This window comes from Chryseobacterium pennae, assembly GCF_003385515.1.
Taxonomy (GTDB): Bacteria; Bacteroidota; Bacteroidia; order Flavobacteriales; family Weeksellaceae; genus Chryseobacterium; species Chryseobacterium pennae.
On record NZ_QNVT01000052.1, the window covers coordinates 1 to 17,679 of the forward strand.

Below are 17,679 nucleotides of genomic sequence, written 5' to 3' on the forward strand. Positions count from 1 at the left end.
AAGGTTAATACATTCTAATTTGAAAGCAACGCTAAATTTTTCTTTTCTATACATAAAAAAATGCCCCTAAAAAGTGTCTAACTTTTTGGGGGCAGTCCATTATCAGGATCTTAATTTATTGTTTTACGATTTGAGTAACTTTCTGCGTATTGTCGCTCAAAATATAACGGATCAAATATTTACCGGGTTTTAATTTTTCAATATTAATCTCTCCGGAGTTCATATTGACGGTATAGTTGGCAACCTGCATACCCAAAATAGAATAAAAAGTCACACTTTTGATTCTTAAAGAAGAATCCTTTGCCTTAATGATAAGGAAATCCTTTGCAGGATTTGGATAGGCAAGCAAAACGCCATCATCTGCCTTCTGAGTGATGGAACCCGGCTCTCTAAGCTGAGCTTGTAAATTGTTGGAAAATCCAACAAAAGTGCCTACAAATAGAATTAAAAGTAAAAGTTTTTTCATCAAATTTATAATTTCTCGAATATATATAACAAATATAACAAATTCTATAATCTCTTACAATAGTTTTTTATAGAACTTATAGTAAATTTGTAGAAACTTATTCAAAAAGTATTCCAAAATGATACATTCAAGAAATAGAAGACTTAGAGTTAATGAATCTATCAGAAGTTTGGTAAGAGAAAATGTGCTTACAACTGATGATTTTGTAATGCCGATCTTCGTAATGGAGGGCGAAAACATGCAGGAACCGATCCCGTCGATGCCGGGAATTTTCAGGCGAAGCATAGATTTAACAGTGAAAGAATGTAAGGAATTATTTTCTTTAGGTGTAAAAGCTGTCAATTTGTACATGAAGGTGTCCGAAAATGTGAAAGACAATACCGGAAAAGAAGCATGGAACAAAAACGGATTGATGCAGAATACGATCAAAGCGATCAAAGATGCAGTTCCGGGAATGATTGTAATGCCTGATGTAGCATTAGATCCTTATTCAATCTACGGACACGACGGAATTATTGAAAACGGAAAAATTTTAAATGACGCTACCAATGATGCGTTGGCAAGAATGTCAGTTTCTCATGCCGAGGCAGGAGCTGATCTTGTAGCTCCAAGCGACATGATGGATGGCAGAGTACAGGTGATCCGTGAAGCATTGGAAGAAAGCGGATTTGCAGATGTAGGAATCGTAAGTTATGCTGCAAAATATGCAAGCTCTTTCTATGGACCTTTCAGAAGTGCTTTAGACAGTGCTCCAAAAGACGATATGGAAATTCCGAAGGATAAAAAGACCTATCAGATGGATTATCATAATTCACGTGAAGCCATGAATGAAGTATTTAAAGATATTGATGAAGGGGCTGATGTGATCATGATCAAACCGGGACTTCCTTATCTGGATATCGTTTCTAAAGTACGTGAAGCGATTGATCTTCCGATTGCCGTTTATAACGTAAGCGGTGAATATGCAATGGTAAAGGCTGCTGTTCAAAACGGCTGGCTGGATAATGATAAGACAATCATCGAAAGTCTTACCTGTTTCAAAAGAGCCGGTGCAGATATGATCTTCACTTATTTTGCTAAAGAAGCTGCTATGATTTTGAACAAATAAGAGAAATCCAAATAAGCTTAAATAGACTGTCAGTAAGGCAGTCTATTTTTTTGTAGGAATTTTTAATGAGACCTGATAATACCTTTTTAAAGTAGAATGCTACGATGTTGGGCATGTCAATATTTTTTGAAGGTCTTTATTATCACTGGTTTTTTGGGAAAATATTGATTTTAATGGTCAAAATTTATTATCATTGCACCAGAAATTTAACACATAATATGAAAAAATCAGCATCCGTTTTTTTGAAATTCAGACTGAATACTCCAGGCTAGATAACCTTCTTTAAGCTAGTCTTTATGCCTGTTTACATTCTTCCGGGATCAATGATTGTAAAAAATACTTTGTATTGCAGTCATCAATAAAATAGATTAAAAACCAATGAATATCACTTTTAAAGAACATTATAGAAAACCCATTCAGTATATACTGGGAATTTTGTCCATAATATATCTTTCCTTTGTATGCATTTACAGTGTCGATCAGTTTGATCTGGGCTTTATCCCTTCCATAGTGGGACGACTGCAGCAGGGACAGGAGATGTATAAGGATTTTGATTATATCCGTCCCTTTTTTACTTTGATATTTTGGGATAGCCTGCTGAAATGGATTCCTGCTTCCTCAGCATATTTTATTTTGATCTGCAGGATTCTGTTTGTAATACAATGCTTCGCTACCACACTGATTTTTCAGAAGCTTCTTTTTGATAAAATCAGATATGAGATCAGCTTCCTGTTTGTGATCTGTTTTATGCATGTATTTCCCATTATGCCGTGGCATACGGTAGACGGAATCTTTTTTGGAGCTATTTCCCTTTATTTTTATAAGAGAAAATGGCTGTTGAGTACTTTAGTATTTTTAGGAATAACGGCACTCACCAAACAGTCTTTCTTTATTTTCAGTTTTGGATTGTCTCTGTTTGTATTCAGAGATCTGTTTATAAAAAGAACATTGATCAGAAAAGATATTATAGTTTCGGGGATATCATTTCTATTGCTGATCTTTGCCCTCTTTCAATATCATATTATTGAAAACTTTGCTGCATTCTGGAATCTTGTTTTTAATACTTCAATAGCATCAAGCTTTTATGACAGCAGTATTGCCCCTTATTTATTCTCAAGCAAATGGCAGTCTGCCCTTTTGATTGCTGGTTTGGTTTCCATTTATTTTATTAAGGTTAAGAAAGAAATCTTTGAATATATTTTACTGATCCTTTTTCCTGTTCTGATTATTTATCCATTGTTTAATAATGGAGGGTATACGGGGATTAATACATTGTTTTTACTGTTGGCGGTATTGTTTTTAAAATATAATCCTCATGAGAAAAATGTATTCTTTTTGCTGTTTTTAGGCTGGACTTCCACGATTTCCTGGGGAGCCAATACCCCTACTTTTTTTGTTTTTATTCTCATGATTAAATTTCTGGAAGATAAGACCCGTTTCTTTTGGGGACTGTGGTTGGTTTCCTTAAGCTCTTTCTTACTGATCAGGCTGAATTATCCTTATTTTTCCGAGAGTATATTTTCTACACGTTATGTATTTGCAAAAGATATTCCTGCTGTTTCCGGATTACTGATGTCTGAAAAAGAATATGAATACATCAAAGAATCAGAAAATCTCGAAAAGGAGTATCCCAATATTATTTTTTTACCGGGATCTCCGCTTTTGGATGTGGTCAATGGAAAATATTTAGACAGGGCATCCTGGGAAATGGATGTGGAATACCCAAAATGGAAGACTGATCTTCCTAAACTTGATGCTAACATATTTGCTGTGGATGAAAAGAAATTTACCCTTTTCAAAGACGGTTTTTATAAAAGTTCATTTACTGTAGAAGTAATGAAAAAGAAAAAGATTATCAAGAAAACAAAGTATTTTGTTATTTATGGAAATAATTAAAGACCTTGTGAATAAGAAATAGCTCTAAAGATTCATATCTTGAGTTCTTGGCAGAAATATTCCCATTATTAAAATATAAAACCGGCTGTTCAGATAAGAACAGCCGGAATTTTTTTTAATGAAATTAATATAAGTTTCTGTATTTCTGTTGTTTTAAATAATAAAAGAACAGTTTTTTTATAACCATGGTTTTCTTCCATGTACATAAGTATCATCAAACTGTTTATCACTCATAAACAGATATAGAATCCCTTCAATAAAAGGAATCACGGAAGCAGCACCACAAGTGACCACATTCAGGATTAACTGAATAATACCTTCTCTTTTGTATCCAAGATAAAATTTATTTAAAGCCAGCCAGCCTACCAGAATTCCTAATAGGGCAGCGGGAATCTTTTTTTCTGAACGATAGGGGATATTGCTTTGCTGGTTCTCTGTATTTTCCGTTTTTGTATATCCGTAATTTTCCATTTTTAATGTTTATAATTGATTTTCTATAAAATAAGTAGTTCAGAATCATTAAAAGTTACATGCAGTAAAAGTGAAAAGATCAATATTTAAGATAAACAAGTTTACATTTACCTATAAGTGAAGTTTATATTTTTGATATATTTGCCCTATGATTTTACGCGGAGAAAACTTAATCAAAGAATACGGTCCTAAAAAAGTTGTAAAAGGTGTTTCTGTACAGGTTCAGCAGGGAGAAATTGTTGGTTTGCTTGGTCCGAACGGAGCAGGAAAAACGACATCGTTTTATATGATCGTAGGGTTGGTTAAGCCTACTTCAGGAAAAATTTTCTTGGATAAACAGGAGATTACTACGGATGCGATGTACCGAAGAGCTCAAAAGGGTATAGGATATCTGGCACAGGAAGCTTCCGTTTTCAGAAAATTGTCTGTAGAGGAAAACATCATGGGTGTATTGCAGCTTACAAAACTTTCAAAACGTGAGCAGCAGATCAAATGTGATGAGCTGGTTGAAGAGTTTTCTTTACAACATGTTCGTAAAAACAGAGGAGATCTTCTTTCCGGAGGAGAGAGACGTAGAACGGAAATTGCCCGTTGTTTGGCAACAAGTCCAAACTTTATCCTTCTGGATGAGCCTTTCGCCGGGGTAGACCCGATTGCGGTAGAAGATATTCAAAAAATTGTAAGAAGTCTTGTAGATAAAAATATCGGAATCCTGATCACTGACCACAACGTACAGCAGACGCTTGCAATTACCAACAAAACATACATTATGTTTGAAGGAAAGATCCTTAAAGAAGGACTTCCGGAAGACCTTGCCAATGATCCACAGGTAAGAGAAGCTTATCTTGGTGAAAACTTCGTATATCAAAGTATTTTAGATAAGCCTAAAAAGAAGAAATATGCTTATAATATCTGGGCTGGTAACTTTGATTCCAAAGCACAGCTGCAGGGATTTGTTAGTGAAAATTTTAGTCAGTTTGATGATTTAAGACGGATGTACGGTTTTGAAGATATCAGTTTTGCCTCTCTAGGAAACCCTGAAATTAAGCATATCTTTGATGAAGTTGTAGATAAGAATGCCAACAACTCATTTATTTTCCAGAAAAAAGAAATCAATTCCCAATATTCTCTGGAACAGGCAGAAGCAGAGGCTAAAGAAGCCAGCAGAAAAGAACTTCATTACCTTACAACCTATATGTTTGAAGGATAAAATATAAAGCATTTATTTGCTGAACATGATAATAAAACGTACCTTTTCTCTTCGAAACGGTACGTTTTTCAGTTTAAATAATTCCTATGGCAAAACCATTCAACAGAACAGTTACTTTATTTGGGATTTATAAACAGCTTGTTCCATTCATCAGACCCTATCGGCCGATGATTTACGGAACATTGTTTCTAACTTTTCTTGGAGCTTTGGCAGCACAGGTAAACCCGATTGTACTGAAGTATACAGTAGATGAGGTTACCAAGCTTACCCATCTTCCTAATCCAATGACAGAAGGGATTCATATTCTTGTCATCATTTCTATTATTTTATTGGGAAAAGAACTGTTGAATATTTTTATCAATTTCGGACAGAAGTTTTATGGTGAAAAGATCAGAATTAATGTCAGTTCTGTGCTGGCACAATCTGCTATTGATAAAATTTTGAGCTATAGAGTGGCTTACTTTAATGATGAAAATCACGAATCCGGAAAATTGCAGATCAGGATTGATCGTGGAATTGAAAGCTTAACAAAACTGGTGCAGAATTTTTTTATTGATATTCTTCCGCTTTTTTCCAATGCGATCATTGCGCTTATCATCATGTATATGCAGAATGTGTATGTAGGATTGGTTTCAACGATCATTGTTCCGATCTATTTTTACATAAGTTCACTGCAGGCTAAAAAGCTGAGTGGAGTACGCCGGCAGCTGAGAAATCAGAGAGAGAAAAAGACTTCCGGGCTTTTGAATCTGGTGAATTCCATTATGGTGATTAAAAGTTTTGTCCGTGAAAAATTTGAAGGAAAAAAACAATATGATCTGCAGATGCAATTGATGGAAAGCCAGATGTTCACAAGGAAAACTAACTTTATTTATGACGGATTAAAAACTTTCATCGAACAGTTTGGAGTCGTTTTAATTATTCTTCTAACAGTGTACTTGGTATTGGATCAGCAAATGACTATCGGAGCCATTATGCTTCATATTATGCTTTTCAACAATGTGTCAGCACCAATCCGTCAATTGCACAGGATTTATGATGATATGAATGATGCAATGATCTATGCTGAAGGATATTTTGATATTCTTAATGCTGATAATGAAACAGAACCGAATGGAACCTTTGTGGAAAATAAAATTATAGGAACTTTTGAACTGAAAAACGTAGACTTTAGTTATCCCAACGGAACCCAGGCCTTACATAATGTTTCCATGAAAATTGAAAATGGAAAAACGACAGCATTGGTAGGACTGAGCGGAGCTGGAAAATCAACGGTTATTAACTTGCTGTGTAAATTTTATCTGCCTGATTCAGGTGAGATTCTGCTGGATGGGGTGAACTTAAATGAATTTGATAATACATTTCTGAGAAGCGATCTGGGATTAGTTCTTCAAAAAAACCACATTTTTCAGGGCAGTATTGAAGACAATATCCGCTATGGAAATATGAATGCCACCCTTGAAGAAATTAAGGATGCAGCTAAAAAAGCCTATCTACACGATCAGATTATGGATCTTCCTACCGGTTATCAGCATGATGCCACTCAACTTTCAGGGGGACAGCAACAGAGAATTGCGATTGCAAGATTGTTTTTGAAGAATCCTCCGATTATATTCCTGGATGAACCTACCGCAAGTCTGGATGCCATCGCTACCGAACAGATCAAAAATTCTCTGGATGCTATAAAAGAGGGAAGAACTGTTATCATTATTTCCCATTCATTATCCCAGATTCTGGATTCTGATATGATCTACGTTATGAAAAAAGGAAGAGTAGTAGAGAATGGAACTCATGATGAATTGTACAATAAAGAAGGAACTTATCGTGAGATCTTTGATGCCTCAGCCCGAAGCTTAAATCTCGATAAACTGGTAAATACTCTTAAAGAAAATTAATAATTTTGTTGACTTATCTTCAGCCAACAACTGTCAATACATGAACGATCACTATCTAAAAAAACTCGACCGCATCACAGCTATTCTTACCCAGCTGCAGTCTAAACCTGTAGTAAGAGCACAGGATCTGGCAGTAAATTTAAAACATTGTGAAGAACTTTTTAAAAAACACCATTTAAAGTATGTATTGATCAAACAGCAATATACACAAGGGAATATCACTGCAACCTGGAGGCTGACAGGTAAGAATACGCATCATGAAGAATTGATAAAAGATTTAGTTGATGATGTAAAGATTATAGCCTATCAGTTCTGATATAAAGCAAAAAAATAAAGGCTTCTGCCTTTATTTTTATTTTTTCTTGAATACATACAGGTCCTTGTTCGGTCCTTCAATTTCTTTTCCGTCCATATCCAGTTGAATAAGTATATTTTCGCCCACTTTATATTTATAGTTTGCTGTTTTCCCTTTCAGAGTAATAACACTTCCTGTAGTATCCCATGTGAAAGATCCTTTATCTTCATTCTTCGATTTTCTTTCAAGGTATTCTTCAGTAAGGCTGAAAGTTTTATCATTGTTCAGCGTTAATGAAGTCTTGATTCCCGGGCAGTCAGCACATGGGATCACTGCTTCATAAGTACCGTTCCAATCCAAAGCATTTTCAGAAGTATCACCTTGTGCACTGGTTACAGGATGAGCTGTACTGTCAGTAGCCGTTGTTTGAACAGCAGCAGAATCTGTAGCCGAATTTTTAGTATCCACAGTTTCTTTTTTAGAACAGGAAGCAAGAAATAAAGCTGCTCCGATTCCCAGGATAAGTGTTTGGTTTTTCATCATAATAATTTTGTTAAATATGTTTTTATTAAACTGACAGACTTTAAACAAAAATTGAGCCAAGGGAGAGGAAACAGTCAGGTCGCTTCGCTTGTCAGTTTTTTATACCCAACAACAATTCAACCTTTATTTTTACCTATCAGTTTTTGTGAAAATGAGAGGTAATTCACAATTCAAATTGATTGTTGATTTTTTTTACCCTCGTTTTATGGGTACTATTCCTATTTTTCTTCGTAAATTCGGGCAAAATTTTTGATTATGACAAAAAAGATACTTTTATCCGTATTTCTTTTGCCGGCTGCAATGGCATTTGCACAACAATATGGTGGAATGTGGATTCCTACAGAGCTGAATGAAAAGGAAATGAAGGATTTGGGAATGAAAATTTCTGCCAAAGATATTTTCAATCCACAAAAGCCGAGCATAAAGGATGCTGTAGTACAGTTTAACGGTGGATGTACCGCGGAAATCATCTCTCCTAAGGGATTGTTATTGACTAACCACCACTGTGGATTTGGTCAGATTCAGGCACATTCTACGGTTCAGAATGACCTTCTGTCAAATGGTTTCTGGGCTAAAAACATGAACGGCGAGCTTCCTAACCCAGGAGTAAAAGTAGATTTTATTGTAGATATAAAAGATGTTAGCTTCCAGATTATGGAAGGAACAGATAATCTTACAGAACCTGAACTTACCAAAAAGATCAATAACAATATTGAGGTTTACAAAAACTCTCAGAAAATTGAATCTTACCAATCGATTATGATCAAGCCGATGTACTATGGAAACAAGTACTATGCTTATACGATTGAAACTTATAAAGACATCCGTCTTGTAGGAGCACCACCTCAAAGCATCGGAAAATTCGGAAGCGATACCGATAACTGGGTTTGGCCAAGACATACCGGCGATTTCTCCATGTTCAGAATTTATGCAGACAAAGACAACAAGCCTGCAGAGTATTCAAAAGACAATGTACCCTACGTTCCGAAACATTATTTACCAGTTTCTATCAAGGATAAGAATGAAAATGATTTCACATTTGTATTCGGGTTCCCGGGAAGAACTACAGAATATCTTCCGGCAGTAGGCGTAGAAAAGATCATGAAAGATATTGATCCTGCAAGAATTGCTGTACGTGATGTAGCTTTAAAAACATTGGACGAAAAAATGCGTGCTGATAATGAAACACGTATTAAATATGCTTCCAAATATGCTTCTGTAGCCAATTACTGGAAAAAATGGATCGGTGAAGTGGAAGGATTAAAAAAATCCGGCGCTGTAGAGAAAAAAGTAATGTATGAAGGGTCTTTAGTTGCTAGAAATCCTGAAGTTAAAACAACTTTAGATCAGCTGAACAAACTTTATAACGAGCAGGCTCCTTATGCATTAAATAATGCATATTATACAGAAGTAGTAAGAAATGCTGAGACTTTGAAGCTGGCAGGTGATTATTATGATTTTATTGCTGCTGTAGAAGCAGGAAGAATGGATGAAAAAGAACTTACCAGAATAAAAAATAAGCTTACTTCTTTCTATAAAGATTACAGTGCAGAGCTTGATGCTAAAGTAACGGCAAAACTATTGGCTTTATACAATAATAAAACCGCACCACAGTTTTTACCGGTAGGTTTCAACAAGTATAAGGATGAAAATGCAAATATCTCTTTAGTGGAAGATATGTCGAAAAACTCTATCATTACAGGTAGAACGGCTGTAAACGGTGGAACACTGACTGCAGATATCGATAAGGCATTCTCTAATCAGGATAAGCTGATCAAAACGTTGAAGAAAGATCCAATCTATCAGCTTTATGTTTCTATGAAGGAAACTTACATGAAAACAGCAGATCCACAATATTCCACGCTTCAGGCAAAAATTGATGCATTGCAGAAGAAATTCATGGCTCAGCAGATGGAAACTGATAAAGACAGAAAATTCTTTCCGGATGCTAATTCAACGCTTCGTGTAACTTACGGTAAAATAAAAGGTTCTACACCGAGAGATGCCGTTTCTTATGGTTATCAGACTCACCTTGCCGGAGTAATGGAGAAATATGTTCCTGGAGATTATGAATTTGATGTTCCTAAGAAACTGATCGAGCTTTACAATAAGAAAGACTTCGGAATCTATAAAGATAAAACAGGTGATGTTCCTGTAGGATTTACAGCAACCAACCATACAACAGGAGGAAACTCGGGAAGCCCGACACTTGATGCGAACGGAAACCTGATCGGTCTTAACTTCGACAGACAGTGGGAGGGAACAATGAGTGATATCAATTTCGATCCACGTTTCAGCAGAAACATTATGGTAGATACAAAATATATCCTTTTCATCGTTGATAAATTTGCAGATGCCAGATGGATTGTTGATGAAATGAAGGTGATAAAATAATTTTAAAAGTTATACCTTTAAAGAATCTATTCGAATTTAATTTTGAATAGATTCTTTTTATTTTTAGGATGAAGGACAGGCTCATTAATCTATTGACAGCTTTTGAAACAGATTATATCGGAAAATCATTTCCGCTGAATTTCTGTTTACCTTTATATCACTGTGTTTCCGATGAGAATCTTCCCCATATTAAGCATGTAATTGAATACAAGAATTCTAAAGATTTTGAAAAGGATATCGATGATCTTTCAAAACATTTTCAATGGGTAAACTGGCAGGAATTCAAAGATTTTACTTCAGGAAATTTCAAAGCTCAGAAAAAGATTGCTTTACTTACCTTTGATGATGGATTCAGAGAATTTTATGATATTGTAGCACCTGTGTTGGAACGGAAAGGAATTTATGCCTGCAATTTCATAAACCCGGCTTTTATAGATAATAAGGAGATCATGTTCAGATGTAAAGCCAGCCTTCTTATAGATGCAATTGGAAATAAAACAACTATAAATCCTGAAGTATACACTGTTTTGTCTCTTAATAGTAATGCTGTCATTGAAATTGTAAAGAACAAAATCTTAAAGATTACCTATCAGGAGAAAAATATGCTGGATCTCCTTGCTGAAAAGCTTGAATTTGATTTTAAATCTTATATAAAGGAATACAGACCTTATTTGAGTACAGAGGAATTAAAACATCTTACCCATAAAGGTTTTGGAATATCTTCCCACGGCTGGGATCATCCAAAATACGGAGATCTGTCTTTGGAAGAACAAACGAAGTCCATAGATAAAACCTTTGCTTATTTAAAGGAAAATAATTTTCTGTATGAGAGTTTTGCATTCCCTTTCACTGATTTTGGAGTGAAGAATGACTTCTTTGAAGAGCTGTTTAAAAATGAGGAAATGTACTGTACCTTTGGAACAGCAGGGATAAAACTTGACAGCGTAAAGAGAAACTTCCAGAGAATCCCAATGGAAACAGGTGAGAGTGCAGAAAAAATTCTGAAAAGAGAAATTGCTTACTTCAAGCTGAAAAAGCTGATTAATAAAAACACCATCGTAAGAAAATGATACAGCTGAAAGCATTCAATAAAAAAGAACTGGAAGAGTTCGTATCATCCGGTGCATTCAGGCAGTATGATTTTCTGCCTATTACCAAGCATCGGGCAATCTCTCAAATCAATAATCCCAGAGCAACAGAGGACCAGACACTCCTTATTTTGGCTTTATATGAAGGAAAATTGGCCGGATATGTAGGATGTTTCCCTGATTATTTTGTTGTTGAAGGACAAAAAGTAGAGTACGCCTGGCTGAGTACACTCTATGTGAATCCGGAATTTCAGAAGAAAAGACCTGCTAAAAAACTATTGAAAAAGGTTTTTGAAGAATACGGAGGACGAATTGCCATAACGGAATTCACCAAAGAGGCTGAAGCATTGTATATCATTATGGGTGCTTTTGAGGATGTTTTCCCAAAAGACGGAAAGAGATATTACTTTAGAACAGATGCCACAGGGATGATTCCTGAAAAAAAGCCTAAAACAAGAATAGGAAAACCACTTTTCTATGTTTTGGATACAGTCGCCAATTCCTTAATCTCATTGAAGAACCTTGGAGTAGAAGAACCAAAATTTAAATATGAAATCCTTGATCGTGCAGATCAGGAAAGCATAGATTTTGTGGCTGGATTTTCCGAAAACCGGAGCGCAGAGGAAATCAATACCTTTATAGATAATCCCTGGATTCTGGAAGGTAAAAAAGAAGAGAAGTATTTCTTTTCAAGCTTTGCAGGAGTTTTTAAATACTTTTGGATAAAAATTTACGATGACAGCAATAAACTTGCTGGTTGCCTTTTGCTTCAGCTCAGAGAAGGTTATCTTAAAATACCTTATTTTTTTTCAAAAACAGATGATGAAAGAATTGTAGCTTTTTTAAGCTATTTCGTCATTTTGAATAAAGTAAAAGGATTTACCTGTTACCACACCGGACTCAATGAGGCAATACAACAGTCTAAGGTCTTTCCGAAAATCTATGAACGTGGTTTCAGACGGGAATATCTTTTTCATAAACAATTACTGGAGGAACTTCCGGAGCAATTCAACCCACATTTTCAGGATGGAGACGGAGATTGTATGATGACGTAAAGGAATGGTTCGGTTAAGAATATAATAAAAGCCGCTTGATATTTATATCGAGCGGCTTTTTAGCTTTTTTAATGTCCGAAAATGTCCTTCAGACTTACTTCTGTAAAAGTTCCCATTTTACTTACAGCTTCCATATTCAGGTTTTCTTTTTTACCGATAATGGCGGTATTAAAATGTACGGACTGAATTTCCGATTGATAAAACTGTCTGATATCTTCAAATTTCAGCTCCCGGATCTGTTCAAAGATATCCTTTCTGAAATCATGGTAAATACCCAGTTTCTTTAGCCTTAAAGTATTAAAGAATATGTTAATTCTCGTTACTCTGGTGGAAGCAATCTGCTTTAAAGCTGCATTTTTGGCATTTTCAAACTGTATGGTCACTTCAGGAAGTTCATTCATCAGTTCATCCATCGTATCCACAGCGATCATCAGCTTATCCGGCTGTGTCCCGATATAAGTGCTTACATAATCAGGGTGGTTCAGTTCAGCATTGGCAGAATAGGAAACATAGGCAGAATAGGCAAGACTTTTACTCTCCCGGATCTCCTGGAAAACAATTGAAGACAATCCTCTTCCGAAATATTCATTAAAGACATTCACCTTTCCAAAATAGGCAGGATTCACCATATTTCCTTTACCAACCTTGCTCATTTCCATCTGAACCATATCATAATCGATAAAATAGACATTTCCTCCGGTAGCAGGCTCAGGATATTGTTTCGGTTCAGGAATCTGAAGGCTTTCGGCTTCTGTGTATTCACCAATATATCCTTTAAATGCCTCAAAGTCCTTTCCATAAAAGAAAATCTGATAAGGATATTTGAACAATCGTTTCATACGGTCTGTGAATACTTCAGGCTTGGTATTTTCGAGTTCTTCCTTAGAGATAACGTCCATAAAACGTGAAGTACTTCCTAATTTAGTATAATTAGTAAGGGCAGTCATGATACGGTTCTTATCTTTTTTAATAGCCTGACGGTTTTCCAGAACAGTTCCTACAAATTGATTATAAATCTCCTGATCAGGCTGTACGCGATACATCCATTGCTGAAGAAGTAAAATCCCTTTTTCAATATTTTCCTCCAATCCGCTTAGAGAGATCAATAACTGATTATTAGATGTTTTAAAATCATTGCTGACTCCGATTTTGAAAAACTCCTTTTTCAGATCCTCAGGAGAAAGTTCATCTGTCCCTAAATACTGAAGCAGCTGAGTGGAAATTCCCAGATCTCTGTCATGATCACTTCCAAAAGGGAAGACAAAATAAACCTGGGCAATATCGTTGTACTTATTTTTTACAAAACTCAGTTTTTTCCCCTTGATCTCACCGTTCAAAATCTCCTTTTCGTAATCGATGAATTCTGGCTTGATATCTTCAGTTTTTTCAGATAATATTTCCTTCAGAAACTCAGATTGTGCATCACGGTTGATCTTAATAGGGGTAATGCCCGGATTTTCAACTCTGATTAATTTATCATTAACTCCTTTTTCTTTATTTACAACTACATAATTGTCCTTGAAGAATGTATTGGCAAAGGTGATAACGTCTTCTTTAGTAAAACCTGCATATTCATCCATTTCATTCAGCTCCTGTTCCCAGCTTCTTCCTTTTATATAAATATCATATAGAGTAGTAGCCAGGCCTTCTGCTGTTTCAAGGCCTTTCATTCTTTGAAGCTTGAAGTCATTGATGATAGCCGGAAGCATCCAGTCAGGAAAATCCCCCTTCTTGATAAGTTCTATTTCTTCCAGGACCATATTCGTTGCTTCTTGCAGGGTTTGGGTCTCCTTCGGAACTGCAACAATGGAAAAATAACCATATTCTTTTAATCCTACGGAGAATGCCTGTGCCCAAAGCATTTTCTGAGTCTGATTGATATGAAGGTCCAATAAGCCGGCTTCCCCTCTGTTGCTCAGAATATTTACAACAATATCGGCAAGCATGGCTTCCCTGGTTCCATAGCTGTCTGTTCTCCATGCCAATTGAACCCGTGGAGTAGTGGGGCTTTTTACGGTAGTTTCAACAATTCCGGTAATAGGTTGCTCAATAATCGGAGTCTTTTTCGGAAGTTCTCTGTAGGGAATGGTCCCAAAATATTGATCTACCAATTGAATCGTTGCTTCAAAATCAAGATCACCAACCAATACCATGGCGTAATTATTAGGAACATAGTATTCCTCAAAATACTTATGAATAGCCTTCATGGAAGGATTTTTCAGATGCTCGGGTCTTCCCAGAGTAGTTTGCTGCCCGTTAGGATGAGTAGGGAAAAGAGCTGCCATCAGTTCATAGTTGACCAGCCTCGAGTCATTATCCTGTGCCCTGTTGAATTCCTCATATACAGACTCCAGTTCTGTATGGAAAAGACGGAGAACAATCTCAGAGAATCTTTCTTTTTCAATTTTCAGCCATTTTTCCAGTTCATTGTTCGGAATATTGTTTTTATAAACCGTTTCATCGAACCAGGTATGAGCATTGGTTCCTGTAGCTCCTAAAGAAGAGATTGCTTTATCATACTCATTGGCAATAGCATATTGGCTTGCTTCCTGGGAGATTTCATCTATCTTTTTATAGATTTCTTTTTTCTTTTCAGGATCCTGCTCAGCTTTATGGCTTTCATAAAGTGCGGAGATCTGGTCAAGAAGTTCCTTTTCCTTTTCCCAGCTTTGGGTTCCTATTTTGGAAGTTCCTTTGAACATCATGTGTTCAAGATAATGAGCCAGACCGGTATTATCTGCCGGATCATTATTACTCCCTGTTCTTACCGGAATAAAAGTCTGTATCCTTGGTGCATCAAAATTCTGGGCAAGGAAAACCTTAAGGCCATTCTTCAATGTATAGATTCTTACTTTATTCTTGTCGTAGGTTACCGTGGTATATTCGTAGTGGTTTGTATCTGTATGAACCGTTTCTTGATATTTTCTGTCTGTCATATATGAATTCATTTCATCCTCTTATAATAAGAATGTAGTACAAATGTAAGCAATCAAAAAAAATGTACCCCGATTTTTGTGACTATTACATCTATGATCATAGTTGAAAACCTATATAACAAGGAAAAATAAGTACATCCTGTTATGAAAATTGCAGGATTTTATAAAAGAATGTGAATTTGGACTGAGAAAGTTGAATTTCAAAACTGAAGCTGTAGAGTAATGTTGGAAACTATGTTATTATTAAAATCACAATAAAGCCACCTTAAAAAATGATAGTAGGCACTATTGATGACCTCTATAATCTCCATCTTCAAGGCTCATTCAATCATTTTATTTTTCTTCATTAAGAATAGGAGTAAAGAAAGACATAAAATCTTTTTCCAGATCTTTAGCCAGAGAAACGGAGCCGTACACATTCAGATGTGATCTGTTATAATACATTAAAGTATCTTTATAGAAAGGAGCCGTTTCAAATACCTTACTTTTTGACAGATCATAGAAATAGATGTTGTGATGGGATGCGGCAAGCTTTTGCAGAGCTGATCTGTTTTCTTTATTTATCGTAACGACAAACTTTCTGGAAGTTCTTTTAATATAATCCCTGTTAATTTTTATAGGATCACGGTCAACGGTAGGATAAGTTTCAAAAACAACCAATTTTTGATCATGTTTTAAATTGCGGGCTATTTTTTCTATAGTCTCATATACCGAGGGAGGACTTATGAACGTAGAGCAGTTAATCATGATGATCTTGTTCTGACTGATGTTTTGTTCTGTAAATGGTGCGAGTTGCTGGGCGGCATCATAGAATTTCATTCCGTAAGAAGGAATTTCATCTCTCTTGATACCATGCAAAGCAATAATACCGTCACTCGTTACTGTAGTAAAGGAAAAATGGTTTCTTTCCCCAATATAATTTAAGAAAGGCTTGATAGTCAAAGCGTGGCTGTCTCCTATCAGTAGTATTTTAGGGCTTTTAGCAGCTCTGTCCCCGAAAAACTCTGTCTTTTTCTGATTATGCGAATCCACTCCAAAAGTTGGGGAAGTATAGATATCCGGGATCTTATAGATCTCCGCAACCTTAGGAAGAAATAAAGTAAGAAGACCTAGCAATACAGAGCCTGAAACAGAATACCGTAAAAATACAGGGCTGTTTTTCTTCCTGAAATAATTTTCAATAAAGCGGTAAGAAACCCATGCCATAAGACCAGTAAGTATACAAATGAAAATAACTTCTGGAGTGCTCAGAGAATATTCATCATTATAATATCGGATGTACGCAATCAATGGCCAATGCCACAGATAGAGAGAATAAGAAAGCTCACCTATATAACGGGGAATCTTCTTAGCAAAAAAATCAGAAACAAAATTACTGCCTGTAACTAATAAATTGGCGGTAGCAATGGTTGGGATTAGAGCTGTGGCTCCAGGGAAAGGAGTATTCTTATCCATCAGAAAAGCAGATAAGATCAATATTCCCAGGCTAAGAGTGGTGATAATGTTATTATTCGTTCTGCTGAAATTCATTTTACCCTTTAAAGTAACACTATATAATGAGCCAATTAGAAACTCTGGAATCCGGGCAGGAAGTGAAAAATATTTGATCGATGTATCATGGCTGAGGTACATTGAAATATTAGCATATGCCGTTAAAGCAACAATAAGCAGGATGATCACAATCGGTAGAAATCTTTTCCTGATAAATATAATAATCAGGGGAAGCAGAAGGTAGAACTGCATTTCTACGGCAAGAGACCATGTATGTAGAAACGGGTTATCCTCCAGTCTGGCTCCGAAATAAGAATCTCCTCGTGCGAACAGTAAGTTGGAAACAAATAATAACGAAGCTCCTACAGATTTTTGAAAACCCCAGAAATCCCGGTCCAGATAAATAAAAAATCCTGCAGAAGCTATAATGATAAGCAGAAAAAGATAGGCCGGGAATATTCTCTTTAGACGCTTCAGGTAAAAGTTATAAAAACTGAAATCAGACTTTTCCTTTTCTCCTACAATAATCGATGTCATTAGAAAACCTGAAATGACAAAGAAAACATCCACTCCGATAAAACCACCGGGCAGCCAGTTATAATTTAAATGAAAAATGAAAACTAATAAAAAAGCAAGACCTCTTATCCCCTGTATGTCATTTCTAAACTGCATTCAATGATTTTTAGTTATGTTGGGCAAAAGTAATAAAAATGTATTGAGTTAGGAGCTATTTCCCGCTATCCACTCATACTCCTCGTGCCAACACACACCTACACCCAAACCCTTCTACGCTCCAACCTATACTGTGGGGTAACCGTTTCTCTCGGGGCT

The 17,679-nt window shown here is 35.9% G+C and carries 12 protein-coding genes and 1 pseudogene; 8 read left to right on the forward strand and 5 right to left on the reverse strand.

The annotated features are described in order from the left end of the window. Positions 1 to 115: 115 nt before the first annotated feature. Positions 116 to 466 (reverse strand): T9SS type A sorting domain-containing protein, encoded by a 351-nt coding sequence (locus DRF65_RS27810; RefSeq protein WP_115973959.1) that lies wholly within the window; start codon positions 464 to 466, stop codon positions 116 to 118. A 118-nt stretch (positions 467 to 584) separates the two neighbouring features. Here DRF65_RS27810 and hemB point away from each other — a divergent pair, with 118 nt between their 5' ends. Beyond that, the gene (gene hemB, locus DRF65_RS27815) at positions 585 to 1,574 is read left to right on the forward strand and encodes a porphobilinogen synthase (RefSeq protein WP_115973960.1); all 990 of its coding nucleotides are present in this window, start codon (positions 585 to 587) and stop codon (positions 1,572 to 1,574) included. Between the two features lie 378 nt (positions 1,575 to 1,952). Beyond that, positions 1,953 to 3,470, forward strand: coding sequence for a hypothetical protein (locus DRF65_RS27820; RefSeq protein ID WP_115973961.1), 1,518 nt, complete (start codon positions 1,953 to 1,955; stop codon positions 3,468 to 3,470). 177 nt (positions 3,471 to 3,647) lie between these two features. On the opposite strand, the gene DRF65_RS27825 is transcribed toward DRF65_RS27820, so the two are convergent. After that, on the reverse strand, positions 3,648 to 3,941 hold the full coding sequence (locus tag DRF65_RS27825; RefSeq protein ID WP_115973962.1) for a TM2 domain-containing protein: 294 nt from the start codon (positions 3,939 to 3,941) through the stop codon (positions 3,648 to 3,650). 148 nt (positions 3,942 to 4,089) lie between these two features. Between DRF65_RS27825 and lptB the strand changes: the two are divergent. From lptB to DRF65_RS27840, 3 genes and pseudogenes are all read left to right on the forward strand, one after another. Further along, positions 4,090 to 4,815 (forward strand): annotated as a pseudogene (lptB, locus tag DRF65_RS27830) (LPS export ABC transporter ATP-binding protein); the annotation flags it as partial. Between the two features lie 503 nt (positions 4,816 to 5,318). Continuing rightward, positions 5,319 to 7,046: an ABC transporter ATP-binding protein gene (locus DRF65_RS27835; protein WP_115973969.1), complete on the forward strand. Its 1,728-nt coding sequence runs from the start codon at positions 5,319 to 5,321 to the stop codon at positions 7,044 to 7,046. Between the two features lie 40 nt (positions 7,047 to 7,086). Beyond that, positions 7,087 to 7,362 (forward strand): hypothetical protein, encoded by a 276-nt coding sequence (locus tag DRF65_RS27840; RefSeq protein WP_115973964.1) that lies wholly within the window; start codon positions 7,087 to 7,089, stop codon positions 7,360 to 7,362. A gap of 36 nt (positions 7,363 to 7,398) precedes the next feature. Here DRF65_RS27840 and DRF65_RS27845 read toward each other — a convergent pair whose 3' ends face one another. Next, positions 7,399 to 7,884: a copper resistance protein NlpE gene (locus DRF65_RS27845; protein WP_228438994.1), complete on the reverse strand. Its 486-nt coding sequence runs from the start codon at positions 7,882 to 7,884 to the stop codon at positions 7,399 to 7,401. A gap of 255 nt (positions 7,885 to 8,139) precedes the next feature. On the opposite strand from DRF65_RS27845, the gene DRF65_RS27850 reads away from it, so the two are divergent. From DRF65_RS27850 to DRF65_RS27860, 3 genes are all read left to right on the forward strand, one after another. Then, positions 8,140 to 10,278: a S46 family peptidase gene (locus DRF65_RS27850; RefSeq protein WP_115973965.1), complete on the forward strand. Its 2,139-nt coding sequence runs from the start codon at positions 8,140 to 8,142 to the stop codon at positions 10,276 to 10,278. 68 nt (positions 10,279 to 10,346) lie between these two features. Beyond that, on the forward strand, positions 10,347 to 11,348 hold the full coding sequence (locus tag DRF65_RS27855) for a polysaccharide deacetylase family protein (protein ID WP_115973966.1): 1,002 nt from the start codon (positions 10,347 to 10,349) through the stop codon (positions 11,346 to 11,348). Then, entirely contained in the window at positions 11,345 to 12,421 is a 1,077-nt protein-coding gene (locus tag DRF65_RS27860; protein WP_115973967.1) for a GNAT family N-acetyltransferase, read from the forward strand. The genes DRF65_RS27855 and DRF65_RS27860 overlap by 4 nt, the downstream gene beginning before the upstream one ends. 68 nt (positions 12,422 to 12,489) lie before the next feature. Here the strand turns inward: DRF65_RS27860 and DRF65_RS27865 are convergent, their stop codons facing one another. Beyond that, the gene (locus DRF65_RS27865; RefSeq protein WP_228438996.1) at positions 12,490 to 15,369 is read right to left on the reverse strand and encodes a M16 family metallopeptidase; all 2,880 of its coding nucleotides are present in this window, start codon (positions 15,367 to 15,369) and stop codon (positions 12,490 to 12,492) included. 321 nt (positions 15,370 to 15,690) lie between these two features. Next, positions 15,691 to 17,520 (reverse strand): acyltransferase family protein, encoded by a 1,830-nt coding sequence (locus tag DRF65_RS27870; protein WP_115973968.1) that lies wholly within the window; start codon positions 17,518 to 17,520, stop codon positions 15,691 to 15,693. Positions 17,521 to 17,679 lie beyond the last annotated feature (159 nt).